The following is a 23,311-nucleotide window of genomic DNA, read 5'->3' on the forward strand; positions in this document are numbered from 1 at the left end:
TATTTTTTAATCTTAGTTAAGAGATAAAGAAACATCATCTATATTTACTAAGCCATTTTCTCCATTTAAATCAAACAAAACTCTTGCATCTGCGGCACCAAATTCTGCGGAAGATAAGGTTAATGTGTATGTAGTTCTTGTTGCTGTAATGCCTACTGTTTGTGAGTCGTTTGTAAATGAGCCACCACTTAAACCAATACCTGCAATAATACTTCTATCTCTATCAGACCAGGCATCAAAAGTTAATGTGTATGTATTGCCTTGTATTATTTCTAATTTCTGACTTACATTCACTTGAAAAGGTTCTGATGGATTTGCGCTAGTTACGTTTACAGAATAAAAAGTATTTCCGTTTTCTGTAACAACTGGTGCAGCAGAATTATCATCTACACCAACCAACCAAGAATCACTTCCGTTTTCAAAATTTCCATTGGTTAGCAAATTACCTAAACCTCTAATTAAAGACACATTATCTATGTTTACCATGCCATTTTCACCATTTAGATCGAATAAAACTCTTGCGTCTGCAGCACCAAATTCGGCAGAAGATAAAGTTAATGTGTATGTAGTTCTTGTTGCTGTAATTGCAACGGTTTGTGAATCGTTTGTAAATGCGCCTCCACTTAAACCAATACCTGCAATAATACTTCTACTTCTATCTGACCAAGCATCAAAAGTAAGTGTGTACGTATTGCCTTGTACAATCTCTAATTTTTGACTTACATTTACTTGAAAAGGTTCTGACGGGTTTGCATTTGTTACATTTACAGAATAAAACGTGTTTCCGTTTTCTGTAACAACTGGCGCTGCAGAATTATCATCTACACCCACTAACCAAGAATCGCTTCCGTTTTCAAAATCTCCATTTGTTAATAAACCGTCATCAAAGGTTGATGGCAATGAACTCTCTTTATAAAAATAGAAATTATCAATATAAACAACTCCTGCAACACCATCTGAATCTATTAAAAGTTGTGTGATTTTTTCTTTGTTTGATAAATCTCCCTCATCAAAGGCTGTAATATCTAACTCTATACTTTGCCAAGTACCACCAATAGTTTCTCCTAAAGACGCCTCTCCTTCACCTCCATCTATGGTATTTACAATTTTAACAGATAAACCATTTGTAGTTCCTTCTGGTACCCAATAATCAATATGCATTTTTTCCATTGTAGACAATTCTATGCCATTGGTATAATTAGTTACAATACCAAGAAAATCTAAATTTGTTAATTTCCAAACATTATTATTTTCTATAGTTGTCGCTTCAAAATTTGTAACCGACCAATCAGTTGGTAATTCGTCTAATGTTACATTTGTATATGCATCACTAAAAATGCTAACCACATCTTCTGCAGTTCTATTTGATGGATTTGGAGCTGCCGTTAAAGGAGCTAAAATTTGGGTAACTTCAAAAGATGCTGTAAATTCTGTTGTTTCTATAGCACCACCTTTGGCAACTACTCTTACATCATAAACACCTGCATCTACATATTGGTAATTAATTGTATCACCTATATTCCCTGTTAATACAGGTTGTGTTACACCCTGCTCTCCAGAATAAAATTCGAAAGTAGTTGCAAAATCTGCATTTGCAGTAATGTTTACTTGTTTAGAAGTACTCGCATCATTTTCTATATCCACTATTAAATTTTGTGGTGCGTTAAACGATACTATTAAAGGTTGTATAAATTCGGTTGTATCTCCAACAGCATTAAATGCTACTATTTTTAGATCATAAGATCCTTCTGCATATATATTAGATACACTTTTACCTTGTTCTACTTTAGCAGGTTCTTCATTTAGATCTCCAAAAAACACATCAAAAAATATAGCTCCATCTGCGTTTGGAGTTATGGTTACCAATCCTGAATTATCTTGAGTAATCTCTAGCAATGCAGATATGTTTGTAGGTGCAGGAATATTCTCAAGGAATTCTAAATTTTCATTATCTGTACAAGCACTTACAAATACTAATATTATAAATGCTTTAAATATTGTTTTTATTTGTTTCATATTTTTAAATATTAATATGTTTAGTTTGTATAACCTTGATTCTGTTCCCAATTTCCTTGAGAAAACTGAATTTCTTCAAATGGAATAGGAAATACTTCGTTTTTATTTGGAGTAAAACCAGGGATTTGCGTTCCTCTTCCTGTTCTAACCAAATCGAAAAAATGATGACCTTCGCCTACTAACTCTACTCTTCTTTCCTGATAAATTGCAGCTGTTAAGGCAGCACCACCAACTGTAATTTCATTATTTGTATTGCCAAAAGCTCTTGCTCTAACTCTATTTAAAAACAATCTTGCTTTGGTGTCATTAGGAATTTCTTTTCTGTTATTTGCTTCTGCAGCCATTAATAGTACATCTGCAAAACGAATAGCTCTATAATTATTTGGATTTGTTAAATTTAAATCCCCAGCAGCATCTGTACTTCTTTTACGCGGAATATATTTTCTGTTATAAAAACCTGTATGCTCAAAACCGGTTGTAAAAGTTGCTCCAGTGGTTGCAGCCCATGCTTCAATATCTAAAATGGCGACATCTTTTCTAAGATCACCGACTTCAAATTGATTTACCATTTCTTGCGTTGGCACATTAAAACTAAAGCCAGAGGTAAATGAATCTCCAGTATAACCTCTTACACCTTGAAAACCTACTGCAACATTACCTTCACTGCATTGTAAACAACCAAAACCTGCACCTTGAATATCTGTGTATTGCACCTCAAAAACTGAACCAACTCCATTTTCTCCTTGAAACTCGAAAATTTTATTGTAATCTGTTTCTAACATGTAACCACCATTATTAATTACACTATCAAATATATTTGACGCTTCTGTAAATTTATCTTGATATAAATATACTTTACCCAATAATGCCTCTGCAGCCCCTTTTGTTGCTCTACCAACTTGTGGTGCAGTATAATTTAAGTTTGCTACTGCATATTCTAAATCGCTTTCTATGTATGCATAAACTTCTGCTAAAGGAGCTCTTGGAATTGTCTTTTCGTCTCCAACATTAAAACGACCCTCTGGTTTAATAGGTATTGACCCAAACCATTTTACCAATTCAAAATTATAATATGCTCTTAAAAAACGAGCTTCTGCAAGAATAATTTCTTTGCCTTCAAAATCTGTCTTATCTTCAAACTCTATAATATAAGTTGCTCTATTTACACCACCATACATCCAACTCCAAAGATTTTGTAATTGTGTATTTATTGGTGTATGAATCATATCATCTATTTGCTGATAACCAGGAACGTCTGTGGCGCTTTCTCCACCAGCCAAAGTATTATTAGAAGCTATCTCTCCCATTAAAACATTGATAAATGTAGATTGTAAAGGATCATAAGCACCTATTAAAGCATTGTAATAATCTTGCTCTGAATTGAAGAAATTTTCTGAATCTATAGCAAAAATTTTAGGATCGTCTAAGTATTCATCTGCACAAGCTGTTGTTAAGAACAAACTTGTAGTAATGATGATTGTAAAAGCTATTGTTTTATATATATTTTTCATCTTTTGTTCTTTTTAAAATTCAATATTTAAACCCACGATAAACTGTCTTGCTGAAGGATAAGTACCCGAGTCTATTCCTGCACCAATTGCGCCTCCATTAATAGTAGGATCAAAACCTGAATAATCTGTTATTGTAAATAAGTTTTGCACACTTGTGTATAGTCTTAATTTTGAAATACCTAATTTTTCTAAGGTATTTGGAAGTAGATTATAACCAACTTGTATGTTTTGTAGTCTTAAAAAAGAACCATCTTCCACAAAAAAGTCTGAGAACAATCTATTATTTGTAGCATCATTTGTTAATCTTGGTATGGTATTGCTTGTTCCTTCTCCCGTCCATCTTCCTAAATAATAGTTAGGCTTGTTTACGTTTGGTAAAAAACGTTCGTAATTTCTTACAATTTCTCTTCCTGTTTCAGCATAAAGGTAAGCGCTAAAATCCCAATTTTTATAAGTTCCAGCAATATTGAATCCCATAAAAAAATCTGCTTGTGGTTTTCCTATATTTGTTCTGTCGTTAATATCTATAACTCCATCTTCATTAACATCTACATATCTAATATCTCCAGGAGAAGTTGTGGTTGCTCCCAATGCACTTTGAGAAGGATGTGCATCTATTTCTTCCTGATTTTGAAAAATACCATTTGTTTGTAATCCTAAAAAGTAACCAATTGGCTGGCCAACTTCCATTCTAGATGGCGGTAAATTACCAATAGCAAAAGAACCTCCTTCTAAAAATGCGCCACCTGCGACTTCTGTAACTTCATTATTTACATAAGTTACATTATAAGATAAATTTAAGGAAGCATTTTCTGTTTTTATAGCGTTATAATTAATAGCAAATTCTGCACCAGTATTTTTAGAAGTACCTGCATTTACTGTAGGATTTGCACCACCAGGAGCAGCACTTCCTAAAATACCAGAAACTGGAAAGTTTTGAATTAATAAATTCTCTCTGCTTTCTTCAAAATAATCTGCAACAATAGCAACTTTATCATTAAACAAATTAATATCTAAACCAATATCTAACTTTACAGCTGTTTCCCATTGTGCTAAAGGGTTTGGCAAACCACCTTGTGCTTCTCCACTTACTAATGCACCATCAAAAACATATTCTGCTTCGCCACTTAAAAAAGATCTGTTTAAGTTGTTTCCTACTAAATTACCTAAAGTACCATAACTGGCTCTTAGTTTCATAAAACTAATAGTTTTGTTATCTTTTAAGAAATCTTCATCAGAAATTTTCCAACCAGTGGTTGCAGACCAAAAGTGATCTACTCTTAAATTTTTATCAAACACAGAGGCTGCATCTCTTCTAACCAATCCAGAAAATAAGTATTTCCCTTTAAAATCGTATTGCAATCTAGAAAAATAAGATGTTAATCTTACGTCTGATGTTCCTGAGTTTAAACTTCTTTGTTCATTAAAAGGATCTGTTAAACTTAAATCTGCGAAATCAAAAGAATTGTTAGGCACATTTATTCCTGTTGCATAAATACCGTCAAACAAATCGTTTTGTACACTTGTACCCAATGTAAATGTTGTATTATGGTTTTCTGCAAAAGTTTTTTCATAATTCGCAAAAGTTTCTAATACTACTCTTGTAGAGGTTTGTTTAAATTGATAAACAGAACTTTGTAGCGTATTAAAGACTTTACTTTCTCCGTAATTTTGTATTGGAGTGAATGTTCTACCTCTTTCATTAAAAATTTTATACCCCAATCTAGATGTAATTGTTAAACCATCTATGGGTTTATATGCTAGTTTAAAATTTCCTTCTAAACCATTTCCATTATTTTTATTGAATGTGTTTTGTAATTGATTTAGAGGATTAATTAATTCGATTCCTAAAAAATTAGTAGTATCATCTTCATTTAATCCAAATGTAGGTGAATAATTTAAGGCATTAAATAGCACAGAATTATCAAAACCTTCTGATGCTGTGGTAAAATAATTAGAAATTAAAGCGAAGTTTAACTTATCTGTAATATCAACATCAAAATTTATTTTGATATTATTTCTTTCAAAATTAGAATTATCTGCGGCAATAATACCATCTTGGTCTGTTCTATTGGCACTTAAAAAATACCTGAAATTTTCTCCACCACCAGAAACGCTTATATTATGATTCATTAACAAAGCATTATTAAACAATTGTTCTTGAAAATCTGTACCCAGACCTAATTGAGAAACATCATTAAAAGGTAAAGACTGCCCGCTAGCTGCGTATGCTTCATTTAAAACCAAAGCGTACTCTGTTGCATTTAAATAATTTAATTTTCTAGTAGTTTGCTGTATGGAAGTATATGTATCGTATTTTACAGTAGCCCCTTTATTTCGTTTACCTCTTTTAGTTGTTACCAAGACTACACCATTTGCACCTCTAATACCATATATAGCTGCTTGTGCATCTTTTAAAACGGTAATAGACTCAATATCATTAGGGTTTATACTGTTTAAATTACCTTCATAACCATCTACAATAGTTAAGGGCTGGTTATTTGTATTGGAACTAACTCCACGAATTAATACGTTTACTGCTGCACCTGGAGCACCAGAAGATAAATTAACTGTAACACCAGGAGTTGTACCTTGCAATGCTGTTGTAGCATCTATAGGTCTTAAAACCTCAAAGGTTTCTTCTCCTACAATAGAAACAGAACCAGTTACATCTTTTCTTTTCTGTTTACCATAACCCACAACAATTATTTCGTCTAAAGCCTCTGTCTCTAAATCTAAAGAAACATTTAATTTAGGCCCTGTTACCATTACTTCTTTTTGCTTGTAGCCCAAATATCTAAAAATTAAAATGGTATTCGTATTTAGCTCCTTAATTGAGTAATTACCATCAAAATCTGTTTGAGTACCTTTATTTGTATCTTTTACAACAATACTTACACCAGGAAGCACATCTCCGCTACTTGCATCTTTAACAATACCACTTACATTAAATGTTTGTGCATTTGTGTAAAAAGCCATAGATAAGAGGAATAAAAATAAAATTTGTTTTCTCATAAAATGGGTTATTTAATTTTATGATAAATTTAGGTACAAATTTTTATTAAATCAACAAAAATAACCACAACAAAAAACATACAATTCAATTTTTTAAAAAAACTTTAAAATTCCCTTTAACTATTAAAGAATATAGATTTCAGTAAAAACCTTTAAAACACTAAATGTTGTGGTTATGTAGTGGTAAATATGAGTAATGATGTAGTATTATATTTCTAAAATATAATTTGTTAAGTTGGCATTATGATTTAAATTCATTTTTTTTCTTATTCTATATCGCTTTACTTCCACACTTCTTGGAGAAATATTTAACAACGGTGCAATTTCTTTAGAGGATAAATTTAAACGCAGGTAAGCACATAATCTTAAATCGTTAGGCGTTAATTCTGGATGTTTTGCTTTAATTTTATCAAGAAATTTTTTGTCTGCATTGTTAAAAGCTTCTTGAAAAAGTTTCCAATCGTCTGTATTGTTAAGGTTAGTATCTATAATTTTAACCACATTAGTTATATTTTTTCCTTTACCAGATATTAATTCATTTTTAATTGTATTTAAAAATTCATTCTTTTTTATAATACTCATGGTTGATGTAGCCAACTCTCTATTTTTGCTTTCAATATCTACCCTCAACTTATCGTTATTTAATTTTATAATTTTCTGGGAACTTTCTAACTCTTTTAAGGCGGCCTCTTTATTTGCCTTTTCTAGCATTTCTTGTTTTTGTTTTGCATAATAATTTTTTGACAAAACATGAACTAAATAAAAGGCAAGAAGACTTAATAACACATAAATAACCAACATAAAATTAGATATATACCAAGGTTTTTTTACAGAAAAATTATACGTAGCTTCATTACCACTAACTGTGCCTTCAATTATAGCTCTAACTTTAAAGGTATAATCTCCAAATGGTATATTTTTAAATAAAACTGAATTTTTATTTTGAGCAACACTCCAACCTTTATTAAAACCAACTAATTGATATTGATATTTTGTCTTATTTATTTTGTTAAAATAAGGCACACTATATGAAAAAATAAAATTATTTTCTTTATTTAAAAAGGTTTTACTTTCTGATAATTTGATTTTTTTTGAAGTTTCATCGGTAATAAAATTTTCTATTTTATTTATATGAACTTCAAAATTTTCGGGTTTCTTTATTGCATTTAAATCTACTTCTAAATATCCATTTGAAGTCCCAATTAAGTATTTCTCGTGTTTTAAATGTAAAATGTTTTCGTAGCCAGAAACTGCTTTAGGTATAGATTCTTCAATATAAATTTTTTTAATATTTACCTTATTACTTAGTTTACCTGGAAATAAATATTTAATACTATTTTTAGAAAATAGCCACACCCTGTTTTTAGCTTTATCATTTATAAGTTTTGCAGACAAGAAATTATTATCAGAAAATAATTGACTATAAACACTGTCTTTCTTAAAAGTATGTTCATTTTCATTATAAATAAAAACACCTTCTTTTACAGCATATAGTATTTTATTTTGATACTTAATCATGCTGGAATGCATTCCCTTTTCTAAAGAATTTTCTTTAGAAACTTTAAGTACTCTTTTATAGTCCTTATCTAGCGTAACATTAAAAACCCCTTTGTATTCGTGATTTATAAAAAAATTGTTTTTATTAATGCTTACAAGACTCTTACTAGAAGTATTAAAACCAGCAATTTTGTTTGATAGCTGCCACCGTTTATTTATCTTTTTAAGCACATATAGCCCATCATAACATCCTTGTAAAATTGTAGCATCATTAATTTTATAAAAACTCCAAGTACCCGAAATATTAAAAATAGTATTTGCTTTAGTATCTGAAATTATGAACGTACCTGAGTTATGACCACAAAATAACGTGTTGTTAATAATGGTCAAATTCCAAACTTGTCCTTCGGTTTTTTCTAAAAATTTAAAAGGTTTATCAGAATTTATTTCTCTATAAAAAAGCCCTTGATTTGTACCAAGATAAAGTTTTTCTTTAAAAACAATTGTTGTATAAATAGTACCTAGAAAATCTATTTTTCTATTGTACATCTTAAAAGCATCAGTGTTATTTATATAATTAATACCATTATCTAACCCCAGCCATATATTTTTATCTCGGTCTTCAAAAACCGATAAAATTGTATTATTACTAAGCCCATCTGCTTGTGTTACATTATAATTTACAGTGCCATTTTTGTTTAAATAAATTAAACCATTAGACACTGTGCCAATGGCAAAACTACCATCTAAAAGTTTTTTTACACTGTATATTTTTTTTTGCTCTAATATTTCATTAGCTTCTATATTCCATTTATTAATTTGGTTTTGGTTTAAGGTGTAAAAACCTTTTTCTTCGGTTAAAAACAACAACTGATTATCTTTCTTAAAAAAATCTATAATTAAATTTTCTTTTACCAATTGATGATTTGAAACAAGTTTTGGTTTACCATTTTCTATTTTAAAAACACCTTTATTAATTTCTTGAAAATAAATAACTCCGTTTACATTGGCTATCTTTTGTAGTCTATTTTTAACTTCTATAATTTTAACTTGTGAAGTTTCTAAATTGTATAAATAAACTCTTTTTAAAGATTTAAAAAGAATCCAACCATCTAATTCTAATATATTCCAAACCTGCTCATCTTCTAGCATTTTAATATTTAATTGGTTTACTAAAGAGGTAAATTTAAAATCTCCAAAACTGTTTTTTTTCCAAAAACCAAAATCCATATAAAAACCAGTGAAAATTTTATTTTTGTGAGCTAAAACAGATCTCATAATAGTTTGATTTGGAGTTTCAAACAAGTTCCAAGAGGCACCATTAAATTCTAAAAGCCCTTTACTATTAGCTACATAAATAAAACCTGTTTTGTTTTGACTAATAGCCCAATTCTGATTTTCTGCCTTATAGTCCTTTGAAGTATATACTTGTATAGGAGGGATTTTTTGCGAGTTTAAAGACTGAAAAAAACTTGTTATAAGTAGAAATGAAAAAAATAAATATTTTTTTTGAGTGCCCATATGTAAAACAATGTAGTGTTAAAAAGACCTATAAATAACTGTAATAAAGAATCTTAAATAATTTAAAAAACTAAATGTATAGTTTATAGTGTCTGAAATTAGAGCTATTATTTTACTTACACAAATTAATTTTGCAAGTTTTGAATATATTTAATTACAATACAATTTTATTTCTGTACTTTTATGTCAAATTTAACAAGCGAATGAATTTCATAAAGAATATAGGTATTGCTAACTTCTTAATGTTGGCTTTATGTGTTCTAATAATTATAGTGGCAGAGTATCTTTTTTTAACAGGTGATAAATTACACGGAATTTTTCTTGGCCTTTGGGCTCCGACTTTATTAGGCGTAATGATTTACATAAAACTAATAAGCCGTGAGCGCAGATAATATAATTTTCTATCTTTCCATTTTTGTGGGCATATGCGTAATACTTTGGGCATATTTCATGATAAATGAATTTAACAAAGCAGGTAAAAATTAAAAATAAATATCATATCTATTTTTCGGCAACAAATATTTATGTAATATTTAATGGCCGATAGTTAGAAACATCTTATAATTTAAAAAAACCTAAACTTTAAAAGTTTAGGTTTTTTTTGTGCCATTAAAAAGTAATTTATAAATTAAGCTTTAGGTTTATTATAAAAATCTGATTTAATATTTTTATTTTCTTTGTTTTTGTAAACATTGTAACTAAACCATTCATGAATAGAATAAGCACCAGTTTCTCCCTTTTTATTAACTGCTATATACCCAACTTGAAAATTTTTAAAATCTTTTCCGGGTTTATTTACAATTCTGCCAATAGCTTCTTCACATGCTTTTTGTGGCGATTTTCCTTGTCGCATTAACTCAACAATTAAAAAACTACCCACTGTTTTTAAAACTTCTTCACCTAAACCAGTGGCAGAAGCCCCACCAACTTCGTTATCTACAAATAAACCACCTCCAATAATAGGAGAATCTCCTACTCTACCTGGTAATTTATAAGCCAATCCACTTGTAGTACATGCTCCAGAAATATTGCCTTTTTTATCTATTGCTAGCATGCCTATAGTATCGTGATTTTCTATATTTATAATGGGTTTGTATTCAGATTTAATTTTCCACTTTTCCCAAGCTTTTTTAGCTGCTTCAGTTAATAAGTTTTCTCTTTTAAAACCTTTAGAAACTGCAAAACTCTCTGCACCATCACCAACTAACATTACATGTGGTGTTTCTTCCATAACTTTTTTAGCCACAGAAATTACATGTTTTATATTTTTTACGCCCAAAACTGCCCCATAATTTCCCTTATCGTCCATAATACAGGCATCTAAGGTTACATTGCCATCTCTGTCTGGTAAACCACCTTTACCTACAGATTGTCCTTTTTCATTAGCCTCTTCTATTCTACAACCTTGCTCTACTGCGTCTAATGCTGTACCTCCTTTTTCTAAAACTGCTGCTGCAGTTTCTACTGCTAAATCTGTTTTCCAAGTGGCAATAACCAATGGTTTTACAACTTCTAACTCTGCTGTTTTTACAGGCCTTACAACTTTTTTATCATCACAACTTACTAAAGTTGACGATACTGCAACCAACCCTAAACCAGAAACAGATGCTTTTTTTAAAAAATTTCTTCTTTTCATACCTCAAAAATTAATAGGTAACCCCTTGTTTATCTAAAACTGTTTTTGCTCTAAAAGCGTAAAATAATAAATATACAAAACACAAAGCAGCCAAAATATAAGAAGATTGTATGCTAAATATGTCTGCCAATTTACCTTGTAAAGGTGGTATTATTGCACCACCTAAAATCATCATTATTAAAAATGCAGAACCTTGAGAGGTGTATTTACCCAAACCTGCTATACTTAATGTAAATATACAAGGCCACATAATAGAACAACATAAACCACCAGATAAAAGTGAAAATAATGCCAAATTACCCGTTGTAAAAACGCCTAATAACATACCTGTAATACCAAGAAAACTAAATATTTTAAGTGTTTTTACAGGATTATCTTTCGCTAGAAAAAAACCGATAATTTGTACGGCAACACACACAGAAAAAAGTAGAATTTCATGCAATGAATATTTGCCAAAATTTACACCCAAAATAACTGCAAACGCAATATAAGGCACACTAATTAACAACCATTTTTTAAGTCCTTTACTCGGATTAAAAACTGTAATTGCTCCTACCCAACGTCCTATCATTAAACCACCCCAATATAAAGAAATAAAAGGTGCAATTGCTGCGTCTGTTAAAGCAGGTAAGTTTAATGCGTTTAAATTCTTTACTTTATCGGTTACAAACTTTAATAATTCGCCCAAATTACTTTGTATGGTTACTTCTGCACCAACATACATAAATATGGCTAGCATACCCAAAACCAATTGTGGATATTTCATTGCGCCCCAACCTTTTGAGTTTTTAGATGCGCTTGCATTAGCAAACCAAATACAACCAATAACGCCCAATAATGCAATACATAATAACAGTAATCTTTTGTTTTCTAAAGCCTCTAAAGCGTCTGTTTTTTCTGTGTAGGTCATAAAAATCATACTAAAACAAATGGCGATAATAATAGAAAGTACTATTAAAATATTTTTTGCTTTGTTGGCTTTTTCAAAAGTAGCATCTGACTTGCCTTGGGGTAATTTTTTAGAAAAGTGAAATAATGCTGCTGCCAACAAAAAAGAGAAACCTACACCCAAATACAACAATTGTAAGGTGGTTAATTTTATTTGGTTATTGGCTATCATAGCTGCCAATTCGTCTCCAGAAAGTGGTGTTGATCCAAAAATAATTAGTGCAATAACAATTGGGCCAATTGTGGTACCTAAAGAGTTTACACCACCTGCCAAATTTAAACGATGAGAGCCTTTACTAGGTTCACCCAACTCTACTGTAAAAGGATTTGCAGCCGTTTGTTGTAAGGAAAAACCTAAACCTACAATAAACAATGCTATTAAAACCAAGTAAAAAACTTCGGTTTGCCCTTGTTGTGCGCCATTAATAACAAAGTACATTACAAATGCGCCTAAGGCGGATAATATTAAACCATAAACAATACCTGTTTTATAACCCCAACTATTTAAAATGTCTTTATTTACTGCGCTCGATAAAATAAATAACAACAAAGCACCAATATAATAGGCACCATAAAAAGCAAAATCTACCAATTGCGATTGAAATTGATCGATGTTAAAATAGGTTTTGCAAAAGGGTATAAATACACCATTTGAAGCGGCTATAAAACCCCAGAAAAAGAAAACCGTAACTAAAGTAGTTAAGGCAGATTTGTTGTTTTGGTTGTTCATTTTTTTAGTATTGATTTTTGATGATTTTTAAATACAATAGCCTCTAATTTGTACTAAAAGAGACGATTTAAAATAAATTCTATTGTTTTAAATTTACAGCAGAAAGGTAAAATATAGAAAGCAAATAAACTATATAAATAAATTATTTGTTTAAAAACTGACTTTTAAAAAACCCAGCACCATAACCTAAAAACTGTGTAAACGTAGTTATTATACTAAAAAAAGCAACACTTATACTTTTATTTTGAATGAAAGAATCTATTACTATCAACAAAAAATAGATGTAATAAAAGTATAGGAAATAGGGAAAACCCAATAAATTAAAAATTAAACTTAGCAAAAAACCAAGTATAAAAAGTGTAGGAAACCAAAATGTTATTTTTTTGCTTTCAGGATATTTTCTGTTTAAAATTGGTCTTGCCACACCAAAACTAAAGGTTTGCTTTAAAAACTGTGGTAATGTGCTTCTTCTTTTATGATACACAAATGCGAACGTAATTAATTGGGTTTTAAAACCCTTTTGCCAAAGTCTAAAGGTTAAATCGATGTCTTCTCCTGTTTTCATGTTAGAAAACCCTTTGGTTTCTAAAAAAGCTTTTTTAGAAATACCCAAATTGAAACTTCTTAATTGAAATTTACCAACACCTTTCTTTTTACCTCTAATTCCGCCTGTGGTTAAAAAACTAGTCATGGCATAATTAATGGCTTTTTGCATTGGCGTAAAACTTTTATGAGCAGTATCTGGCCCACCAAAAGCATCTGTATAATTACGTTGTAAAGCTTTGCTTACTTGTGTTAAATAATGTGAAGGCAAAACAACGTCTGAATCTAAAATAATACAATAATTGCCGCTTGCTTTTTGCATGCCAAAATTACGGCTAGCGCCTGCGCCACTATTTGCTTTGAAAAAATAAGATATATTTAATTCTGATTTGTATTTGTTTACAATTACATCACTTTTTTCTGTTGAACCGTCTTCTATAATTAGAATTTCGTAATGTTCTTTAAAATTTTGCTTTAAAAAACTAGTCAACAACTCGTCTATTTCTTTTGGACGATTGTAAACAGGAATAATTATAGAGAATTGTAGTTTGATAATTGTAATTATAAATTATGTTTTCAAATGTAAGCAATAAAAAAATTACAAGGAATTTAAAAATTGAACTTTATTGTATGCGTATTCTAAAAGTTGGCAAACAAGTTTAGCCGTGATTGAAACATTTGTTTGAGCTCTTTTTTGTTCTTTTTCTGAACAAAAAAAGCGAGTGTTGAAAGCGCGATTAAGCTCCTAAAACTTCGACAAGCTCAGTTTAAAAAAAAGTTTAGAAGGCGTTATAAGATTTCTGTCTGCGCAGGAATGACAACCTTGTTTTAGTCTTTTGCATCAGACTCAGTTTCTTCTTTACGTTCTTTTGTTTTTCGTGTGCCTTCGTACAACTCGTATTTTACAAACTTACAGTTTAAATCTCCGTTTTTAAGGGCAATTCTTTTAGAAGTACGCAAACCAACAGCTTTTAAAGCATCTGTATCTGAGGTAATTAACCAAGCTGTAGAACCTTGGTAATTGTGTTTTAAAGTATCGCCAATTTTTTTGTAAAATTCGTGCGTGTCTATATTTAAACGTTCGCCATAAGGCGGATTAAACAAAATTGTAGTGTTCCCAAAAACTTCTTTTGTAGAGTTGAAAAAGTTAACGTGATGCACGCCAATAAACTCTTCTAAATTGGCAGAAATAATGTTTGCTTTTGCTTTTTGTACTGCAGATGGTGCTTTATCAAACCCCATAATTTTAAAGTGAGAAGAGCGTATTTTCTTTAACAAAGCATCTTGAATTGTAAAATACAAATCTTCATCGTAATCTTTCCAATGCTCAAAGGCAAATAATTTTCTATTGATATTTGCTGGAATATTATTGGCAATCATGGCAGCTTCTATTAATATAGTTCCAGAACCACACATAGGATCTATAAAATTTTCATCGCCAGTATAACCAGAAAGCATAACCATACCCGCAGCCAAAACTTCGTTAATTGGTGCAATATTGGTGGCTGTTCTATAGCCTCTTTTATGCAAGGAATCTCCAGAAGAATCTAAAGAAACGGTTAACCATTCTTTATGTATATGCACGTGAATTTTAACGTCTGGATATTTTAAATCTACATTTGGTCTTTTATGGTATTTGTGTCTAAAATAATCTGCAATGGCGTCTTTAGACTTTAAGGAAATGTAATGTGAATTGGTTGTAAAATTTTTAGAATTTACTACTGCACCAATAGCAAATGTGCCATCTGCTTCTAAATAATTTTCCCATTTTATTTTCTGAATAGCCTCATATAAATCTTCTTCATCGTAGATTTTGCAGGTTTTTATGGGTTTTAAAATTCTAACTGCAGTTCTTAAAGCAATATTTGCTTTGTACATAAAACCTTTATCGCCCCTAAAAGAGACACTTCTAATGCCTTCTTTTACTTCTTGTGCGCCTAATTTTTTAAGTTCTTCTGCTAAAACGCCTTCTAAACCAAAAAGCGTTGTTGCTGTCATTTTAAAATCTCTATTCATATTGCAAAGGTAGTTTTTAGTTGTTATTTTTTTGGTATTCCTTTGTGGTTTCTGCTTTCTATTTTAAAAAAAGAAATCAACATAAATAATTATAAGCAATAATTGACTCTTTACATTATATTTATTGAAGGCATTGGCTGCATTCGCCTTCTATTAAAACATGAACCGTATTTACTTTATAATTTGGAATTTGCGGAATGGTTACAGAAATGTCTAAACAATTTATTTTACCACAACTATTACATTGAAAGTGTGGATGATTATCTGTATGTTCCTTTTTTGAGCAACTTTTACATTTTGCGTATTGCTTTACACCGTTTTTACCTATTACAGCATGCAATACACCATCATCTGTTAATTTATCTAAAATTCTATAAATAGTAGATTTGTTTATTTCTGATTTTAAGTCTTTTACTAAATCTACAGTAGAAATAGCCGCAGTTGTTTTATTAAATGCGTTTAATACTAGTTGTAATGACTGTGTTTTTCTTACAATTCCCATAACACAAATTTATTACAACTTAGTTGCACTAACAAATAAAAAAATTATATTTGCAACTTAGTCGCATTAATTATTTAAAATGAATTTAGTTTTTAAAAAATCGGATACAATTGGCATGTTTTCTAGTGGATTATGCATGGTACATTGTTTGCTAACACCTTTTATTTTTGTGAGTCAAATAAACACAAATGTAACCGAACAAATAAAACCTTTTTGGTGGAGTAATTTAGACTATCTCTTTTTAGTTATTGGCTTTTTTGCTGTTTTTCAGTCTACTAAAAATACCACAAGAACATTAATGAAAATACTTTTATGGTTATTTTGGAGCCTACTATTTTTATTAGTACTTAATGAAAAAAACGAAATATTTCATCTTCCTGACTTAATTATGTATGCAGTTACAATAACTTTAGTAATTTTGCATTTCTATAATTTGAAATATTGCACTTGTACAGACGGCAGTTGTTGTGTTTCTGATAAGAAATAAAGGATTGCTTTTGGCTGATAACTAATTGCAGTTTAAGAATTTGATTAAATATTTACAAATTGAAAACTAACGATTGGTTTAAAGACTGGTTTAACACACCTTATTACCATATTTTATATAAAGACAGAAATGATATTGATGCGCAGTTGTTTATGCGTAACATTACCGCTTTTCTTAAACTTTGTAAGACTACACATATTTTAGATTTACCTTGTGGCAAAGGTCGTCATTCCGTTTTTTTAAACAATCTTGGTTATACTGTTACTGGTTTAGATTTATCTGAAAATAGCATTCAATTTGCAAAACAATTTGAAAATGAAACGCTACGTTTTAATGAGCATGACATGCGTAAACCTTTTCACAAAAAATACAACGCTATCTTTAACCTATTTACTAGTTTTGGTTATTTTGATGATGACCAAGAAGATATTTTAATTTTACAGAACATAAAAAATGGTTTACAAACAAACGGTGTTTTTGTGTTTGATTTTTTAAATGCGGTAAAGATTAAAGCAAATCTTGTAACCAAAGAAACTAAGGTTGTAGATGGTATTAGTTTTAAAATCACCAGAGCAATAAAAGATAATTTTATTACAAAAAACATAAGCTTTTTTGCAGATGGAAAGCAACATAATTTTACAGAAAGGGTAAAATACTTAGATCTTGAAAAGATGACTGTTTATTTAGAAAAAGTTGGTTTTACAGTTACCAATGTATTTGGCGATTATAATTTAAACTCTTTTGACGAAAAAACTGCGAATCGTTTAATTATTGTAGCCAATTAATGACCTATCTTTTTTTAATTTTAGCAGTACTTTTAGGCGCTTTATTGGTGTATATTTTAAAACCTAGTAATAAAATTGTACGTTTATTATTAGCTTTTAGTGGGGCGTATTTACTGTCTGTGACAATTTTACATTTGTTGCCAGAGGTTTATGCAGCAACAACACCTTATAAAAAAGTTGGCATTTTTATTTTAATTGGTATTATTTTACAATCTGTTTTAGAGTCTTTTTCTAAAGGTGCAGAACATGGACACATTCACATGCATACAGAGAATAATAGTTTTCCTAAATTATTATTTGCAAGTTTGTGTTTGCACGCTTTTTCTGAAGGTTTACCCATACATAATGCAGATGACAACCTACTATGGGCAATTGTAGTGCATAAAATACCTATTGCTATTGTGTTAACCACTTTTTTAATTCATACAAAATATACTAAAAAAATAACCTTTAGTTTTTTACTTGTTTTTGCATTAATGAGTCCTTTAGGTGTAATTTTAGGAGATAAAATTCCTTTTTTCACAACTTATACTACAGAAATTACGGCGCTTATAGTTGGGGTTTTTCTGCATATTTCTACCATAATTCTTTTTGAAACTAGTGAAAACCATAAATTTAATTTGCAAAAATTTATTGCAATTCTTTTTGGGGTTTTACTTACCATTTTTACTTTATAATATTTTTCTTATTTTTAAAGAACAGAATATACCTATTTATAGGTATAAATAGGTATTAAATATTTATCATATTTGAACTCAACTAAGAGTTTAATTAAAACATATTAGAATGAAAAATCTTGAATATAAAATAAGAGCATTAAAATTAAGTGAAGAAGTAAATAGCCTATCTACTAATTTTGGGATGTACAAACCTTATGTAAGAATTGTAAAAAGTGGCGATATTAAAATAGCAAAAGTTCTTACAATTGTTGAAGAAGGCACAACTGTTGAATATATTAAACACACTACAGAAATAGCCGACACAAATCCTAGTACTCAAGATAGCAACATTCATTGTATAATAAATATAAACTTTACGGTTAATGCGCAAGAAACTAATACTTTTAAAATTTTAGAAATTGAATTGAAAAAGGATAAAGTACTTCAAGATCATTTTAATGATATAAATTCTTTTATGATAGTATCTTGTCAAAACAAAAGCACAATACTTGGCACCATGACAATAGCGAGTTACCAAAATGGTGGATCTTTTGACCCACCACCATTAATTAATAATGATTAAGCTTATAATATACACTTTATTTTTAGCAGTAGTTAATGGAAAAAGTATTGCAAAAGAGTCTGATTTAAATAATAAATACTGCGATAATACCGCGTTTAAAAATTTAATTACAGCATTAAAAACAGCTTTAGCGGAAAATAATTTAAAAGATGCTGAAAGATATTTGTCACAATCAAAAAATGAAATTAAAAATTGTAGACACAATAAAGTTAAATATCATAGCTATAAAGCATATATTTTTAGATTAAATAAACAATATGATTCTGCTTTTTATCAATATAACTATATTTTAAAATTTAATACAGAAAAAAATATAGAGAATTATATATTTAAAAGTATAGCCTATAAAGGATTAGCTCTTATCTCGTCAGAAATAGACAAAATTGAAGGCTATCATAAAAATTTAAAAGAGTCATTAAAATATGCCTATCTGTCTAAAGATGCGGTAACAATTTTTACTGCATTAAATAACCTAGGTGTTTATCATAATAAATCTACAAATTTTAATAAAAGCATAAAATACTATAGAAATGCTTTGCATTATTCGAACAACCAAGCTTTACTCTATCAAAATATTGGAGCTGCACATCTATTAAATAAAAATAGCGATTCTGCATTTTACTATTTAAATAAAAGTTTACAAACAGCAAAAGATAGCACTACACTTAGTTTAATTTATTTGAATTTCGCTAAGATTGCGAAACAAAAAGAGCAAACAAAAAAAAACATTACTCTTTTATTAAAATCATTAAGTTATGCAAAGACTAAAGAAACAACAAGCTCAGAAAATAAATTATTAATTTTTAAAAATCTTTTTTCTGCTTATTACACTATTAAAAATTACAAATTAGCACTTAAATATTTAGAACTATATAATAACCTTAAATATAAATTACAGAATGAAAACATTATAAATAATATTAATAACCTTAATATTAAATATGAAACTGAAAAAAAAGAGCGAGAAAACCTTCAATTAAAACAAAAAAACTTAAAAACAGAGGCGAAAAGAGTTCAGAATAGAAATTTTTTAGTGGGATCTTTACTATTTATATTTTTTGCTGGTGCTATAGCAGTATTATCACTAAAAAACTCCAAAAGAAAAAGAAAACTTGCAGAACAAGAAAAGGCATTAGAAATTCAAAAAAATCTAACTTTATTAAAAGAGCAAGAAATAAGTACCATTAACGCTATGGTTGAAGGCCAAGAAAAGGAAAGAAAAAGAGTAGCCGAAGATTTACATGATAATTTAGGCTCTGTTTTAGCCACACTAAAATTGCATTTTGATAACTTAAAAATGAATAATAAAAAGAAAAAGTTTAATCAAGAAGAATTATTCAACAAAACAGAAAATTTAATTGATGAGGCTTACTTAAAAGTTAGAAGAATTGCACATGCTAAAAATGCTGGTGTAATAGCAAATCATGGTTTATTGCCTGCTGTACAAATGATGGCAGAAAAAATATCTGCTGCCGACAAAATTAGAATTGAAGTTATTGATTTTGGTTTGGATGCCCGTTTTGATAGCAGTTTAGAAATTACCATTTTTAGAATAATACAAGAACTAATTACTAATATTCTAAAACATGCCAACGCAAAAAATGCAACTATAAATATTGCTTTATATGATAAAAATTTAAATATTATTGTAGAAGATAATGGCAAAGGTTTTAATGCAAACCAAACAAATTTTAAAGATGGTATAGGCCTTAACTCCATAAAAACAAGAGTAAAACACCTAAAAGGAAACTTTACCATAGACGCCACTATTGGGAAAGGAAGTTCATTTATTATTGATATTCCTGTTGCTTAAATCCCTATTTATAAGTATAAATTAAGCAGAACATAATGGTATTTTTATAAAAAACAAACTATGATAACAATTGTAATGGCAGAAGACCATCAAATGCTAATAGATGGCGTAAAATCTTTTTTTGAATATGATGATCATATACATATAATTGGCACAGTTAATAATGGCGAAGAACTGGTAAAATTGGTAAATTTAAAACAACCAAAAGTAGTAATTACAGACATTAGAATGCCAAAAATGGATGGAATTGAAGCGACCAAAAAAATTAAAAAATTACACCCTTATGTAAATATATTAGCCATGACAATGTTTGACCAACCAGAAGCTATTAAGCAGATGTTAGATGCTGGTGCATCTGGTTATTTACTAAAAAATTCTGGTATAAAAATGTTGCACGAAGCAATAGAAGTAGTAGCAAATGGCAACACATTTTTTGACCCCAATGTTGCCTTTAATTTTATGAACAATTATATTGATAAAAACGTAAAAATTGGTACTTCAAATAAGATAATTTTATCCAACAGAGAAAAAGAGATATTAGCTTTAATTGCCAACGGAAAAACCTCTAAAGAAATTGCAGCAAATCTATTTTTAGCAAAAACTACCATAGATACACATAGAAAAAATATGATTCGTAAATTAGATTTAAAATCTGGTAGTGAACTGGTTAAATACGCTATAGACCAGAAATATCAATTTTAAAAAACTGCTCTCTTTATTTAAATCTTAAATTTACAAGGTATTTTACCTACTTATAGGTATATTTTTTAGTTAGTTCTTAAACTATTTTTGATGAACTAATTAAAACATATACCATGAAAAAAATCACCACTTTTTGTTTTGCTATTTTGCTTTTTACTTTTTTTGGATTAAAAGCCCAGGATTTAGCCAAAAATTTAAATAATGTTAACTTAGACAAAGTTAACTTAAACAAGGTTAATCTAGATTCAGAAATTATAGATGATAATTCTTTGGACACCTACTCTGGTAGTTTTATAAATAGAAATGGTAAATTAATTTTTATCACTAAAGATTGTACATTAAATTCATCAGGCATTTTACTTAAAAATCTATCTGGTAAAAAATTAAATGCTAAGAAATGGCTAAAAAAAATAAAAAAATCACCCAAAAAAGAATTACAAAATGTTATCATTAAAGGAATTGCTTCACCCAACGCTCCTGTGATATTTGTAAAAAAAATATCTAAACCTTTAAAAAAAGTAAAATCATGGTCTAGTGGTGACTCTTATTTGTATTTAATAGCCGCACAAGAATTATATACTAAAACAATAGAATTAAGAGAAAATTACAATTTGTTTTCTGTTGCTATAGAAGAAATTGAAGACCCAAGTTTAGGCACAATTACAGAATATACATTATTTGACTCTAAGTGCAATAGAATGTCTCCTGAAGATATTAAAAAAATGAGTAACAAAGAGTTAAACAAGTTAAACAACTCCCTTAAAATTGGTGGCGGTCTTTTGCTTAAACAAGCCGCATTAACTGGCTTAGCTGCCTTAAGCACAAACGAAATTGCTAGTGCAGACTATTTAACTAAATTAACTGCAGGTAAAGACGCTATAACAGCAGGTATTTTTCAAGCGGCTATTATAGGGCAATTACCAAAAATCATGAAAAACCTAAAAGAATCGAAAAAATACATAGAACAGCTAAAAGCGGAATAATTTAAAACAACTACCCATGCAAGTTAAAAATTTAATTTTATTATTCCTTTTCTTTATTACATTCCAAACTACAAATGCACAAAAAAATAAAGATTATAGATTGATTGTTGGAGTAGCAAATTTTTCTGCATCTAATGTAAAACAACAGCGTTTTGCAAGTATGGTATCAGAAAGAGTTTTAGATATTTTAAATAATCAAAATAGGTTTAAAGTTATAGATTTAGATGGTACTGCCCGTAATGAAGCTATTGCCAAATCTCAAGAAAATTATAAATCAGACAATTGGATTGAGGCTAACAAATCTATAAGTGCAGAGTATACACTAACTGGTATAGTAACAAGTATAAAGTTTATTCGGCTAAATGGAGGAAAAGGATACAAATCTAGTATAACGTTTACCACAAAAATTATTAATACAGAAACAGGTGAAATTATCCAAAACGGTACTGCAACATTTTCCTCTATAAATAGTTCCATCAAACTTACACCAGAGAGTGCTTTACAAAGTGCCATACAAACAACTGTTAATCCCTTAAAACATTACTTCTCATCTAGTTTTCCTATAAAACTTAATTTAGTAAGAATAGAAAAAGAAAACAAAGGTAAAGCTATAACTGTTTTATTGTCTGGTGGATCTAAAATTGGAGTGGCAGAAAAAAACAACTTTGAAGTTTATTTTACAGACAACTCTTTAGGTAAACCATTACCAAAATTTATTGGCGAAGTAAAAATAACTAGAGTTCTAAGTGAAGATTTTTCTGAAGCAAAGGTTAAAAAAGGAGGAGAGGAAATTTTAAAATTTTTTAATGAAAACAAAGTATTAATTTGTAAAAGTGAAAATAATGAATAATAAAATGAAATACATAACAATTATGGCAATATGTACCCTAATTATAAGTTGCGGGTCAAAAAATCAAGTTGCATTTTTTCCAACATCTGAGGTTACTTATTTAGATTACACAGGAGACATTTTAAGTGTTAGAGTATTAGGTTATGGTGTAGATGAAAGCACAGCAATTCAAGATGCACAAATAAGGGCAATTGAAACACTTTTTTTTAGAGGAATACCAAACTCTAATATTGCTAAGCCTTTAATTGGCTATAATGAAAATGAATTAAAGCGAAAGCACTCTTATTATTTTAGAGATTTTTTTACAAATAAAAAGTTTCTTTCTTTTATTTCTGAAACCATTTTTATTGGTGGTCAAAATCAAAAAGTAATTGCTACTAAAATTAATAAAAAAGAGTTAAAACAAGGTTTAGTTAATGCGCAAGTTGTGGCAATTGATCTTTTAATTAATGTTAAACCTTTAAGAAAAAACCTAGAACAACAAAGCGTAATTAAAAAATTCGGATTTTAAACA

General features: G+C 29.4%; 18 protein-coding genes. 9 read left to right on the top strand and 9 right to left on the bottom strand.

The genetic code is table 11. The features are described 5' to 3' along the window. Nucleotides 1-12: 12 nt before the first annotated feature. The 9 genes from Q0684_RS11995 to Q0684_RS12035 all read right to left on the bottom strand — a co-directional run bounded on the left by Q0684_RS11995 (nucleotide 13) and on the right by Q0684_RS12035 (nucleotide 15,935). Nucleotides 13-2,016, bottom strand: coding sequence for a carbohydrate binding domain-containing protein (locus Q0684_RS11995; RefSeq protein WP_299017084.1), 2,004 nt, complete (start codon nucleotides 2,014-2,016; stop codon nucleotides 13-15). A 20-nt stretch (nucleotides 2,017-2,036) separates the two neighbouring features. Continuing rightward, complete coding sequence (locus Q0684_RS12000) at nucleotides 2,037-3,527, bottom strand: RagB/SusD family nutrient uptake outer membrane protein (protein ID WP_299017086.1); 1,491 nt, start codon at nucleotides 3,525-3,527, stop codon at nucleotides 2,037-2,039. Between the two features lie 12 nt (nucleotides 3,528-3,539). Beyond that, nucleotides 3,540-6,542 (bottom strand): TonB-dependent receptor, encoded by a 3,003-nt coding sequence (locus Q0684_RS12005; RefSeq protein WP_299017088.1) that lies wholly within the window; start codon nucleotides 6,540-6,542, stop codon nucleotides 3,540-3,542. 207 nt (nucleotides 6,543-6,749) lie between these two features. Beyond that, complete coding sequence (locus Q0684_RS12010; RefSeq protein WP_299017090.1) at nucleotides 6,750-9,560, bottom strand: triple tyrosine motif-containing protein; 2,811 nt, start codon at nucleotides 9,558-9,560, stop codon at nucleotides 6,750-6,752. Between the two features lie 628 nt (nucleotides 9,561-10,188). Next, on the bottom strand, nucleotides 10,189-11,196 hold the full coding sequence (locus Q0684_RS12015; protein ID WP_299017092.1) for a N(4)-(beta-N-acetylglucosaminyl)-L-asparaginase: 1,008 nt from the start codon (nucleotides 11,194-11,196) through the stop codon (nucleotides 10,189-10,191). Between the two features lie 10 nt (nucleotides 11,197-11,206). Further along, on the bottom strand, nucleotides 11,207-12,874 hold the full coding sequence (locus tag Q0684_RS12020; protein ID WP_299017093.1) for an MFS transporter: 1,668 nt from the start codon (nucleotides 12,872-12,874) through the stop codon (nucleotides 11,207-11,209). 142 nt (nucleotides 12,875-13,016) lie between these two features. Beyond that, nucleotides 13,017-13,982 carry a glycosyltransferase gene (locus tag Q0684_RS12025; protein WP_366140213.1) on the bottom strand — a complete coding sequence of 322 codons (966 nt, stop codon included), beginning with the start codon at nucleotides 13,980-13,982 and terminating at the stop codon, nucleotides 13,017-13,019. A 263-nt stretch (nucleotides 13,983-14,245) separates the two neighbouring features. Beyond that, on the bottom strand, nucleotides 14,246-15,433 hold the full coding sequence (locus tag Q0684_RS12030; protein WP_299017094.1) for a class I SAM-dependent RNA methyltransferase: 1,188 nt from the start codon (nucleotides 15,431-15,433) through the stop codon (nucleotides 14,246-14,248). A gap of 121 nt (nucleotides 15,434-15,554) precedes the next feature. Further along, on the bottom strand, nucleotides 15,555-15,935 hold the full coding sequence (locus Q0684_RS12035) for a transcriptional repressor (protein ID WP_299017095.1): 381 nt from the start codon (nucleotides 15,933-15,935) through the stop codon (nucleotides 15,555-15,557). A gap of 79 nt (nucleotides 15,936-16,014) precedes the next feature. Between Q0684_RS12035 and Q0684_RS12040 the strand changes: the two genes are divergently transcribed. The 9 genes from Q0684_RS12040 (at nucleotide 16,015) to Q0684_RS12080 (ending at nucleotide 23,308) form a co-directional block, all read left to right on the top strand. Then, nucleotides 16,015-16,422: a MerC domain-containing protein gene (locus Q0684_RS12040; RefSeq protein WP_299017096.1), complete on the top strand. Its 408-nt coding sequence runs from the start codon at nucleotides 16,015-16,017 to the stop codon at nucleotides 16,420-16,422. Nucleotides 16,423-16,481: 59 nt separating this feature from the next. Beyond that, on the top strand, nucleotides 16,482-17,207 hold the full coding sequence (locus Q0684_RS12045) for a class I SAM-dependent methyltransferase (protein WP_299017097.1): 726 nt from the start codon (nucleotides 16,482-16,484) through the stop codon (nucleotides 17,205-17,207). Then, nucleotides 17,207-17,884 (top strand): ZIP family metal transporter, encoded by a 678-nt coding sequence (locus tag Q0684_RS12050; protein ID WP_299017098.1) that lies wholly within the window; start codon nucleotides 17,207-17,209, stop codon nucleotides 17,882-17,884. The genes Q0684_RS12045 and Q0684_RS12050 overlap by 1 nt, the downstream gene beginning before the upstream one ends. Nucleotides 17,885-17,993: 109 nt before the next feature. Then, nucleotides 17,994-18,449 (top strand): hypothetical protein, encoded by a 456-nt coding sequence (locus Q0684_RS12055; RefSeq protein ID WP_299017099.1) that lies wholly within the window; start codon nucleotides 17,994-17,996, stop codon nucleotides 18,447-18,449. After that, nucleotides 18,442-20,262: an ATP-binding protein gene (locus tag Q0684_RS12060; protein ID WP_299017100.1), complete on the top strand. Its 1,821-nt coding sequence runs from the start codon at nucleotides 18,442-18,444 to the stop codon at nucleotides 20,260-20,262. Before Q0684_RS12055 ends, Q0684_RS12060 begins: the two co-directional genes overlap by 8 nt. A gap of 60 nt (nucleotides 20,263-20,322) precedes the next feature. Then, the gene (locus tag Q0684_RS12065; protein ID WP_299017101.1) at nucleotides 20,323-20,964 is read left to right on the top strand and encodes a response regulator transcription factor; all 642 of its coding nucleotides are present in this window, start codon (nucleotides 20,323-20,325) and stop codon (nucleotides 20,962-20,964) included. Between the two features lie 113 nt (nucleotides 20,965-21,077). Continuing rightward, nucleotides 21,078-21,947: a hypothetical protein gene (locus Q0684_RS12070; RefSeq protein WP_299017102.1), complete on the top strand. Its 870-nt coding sequence runs from the start codon at nucleotides 21,078-21,080 to the stop codon at nucleotides 21,945-21,947. 16 nt (nucleotides 21,948-21,963) lie between these two features. Then, nucleotides 21,964-22,797, top strand: coding sequence for a hypothetical protein (locus Q0684_RS12075; RefSeq protein WP_299017103.1), 834 nt, complete (start codon nucleotides 21,964-21,966; stop codon nucleotides 22,795-22,797). Between the two features lie 4 nt (nucleotides 22,798-22,801). Then, nucleotides 22,802-23,308, top strand: a complete 507-nt coding sequence (locus Q0684_RS12080; RefSeq protein WP_299017105.1) for a hypothetical protein — start codon at nucleotides 22,802-22,804, stop codon at nucleotides 23,306-23,308. The last annotated feature ends 3 nt before the right edge of the window (nucleotides 23,309-23,311 follow it).

Origin of the sequence: uncultured Polaribacter sp. (assembly GCF_947503875.1) — a bacterium.
Lineage (GTDB): Bacteria > Bacteroidota > Bacteroidia > Flavobacteriales > Flavobacteriaceae > Polaribacter.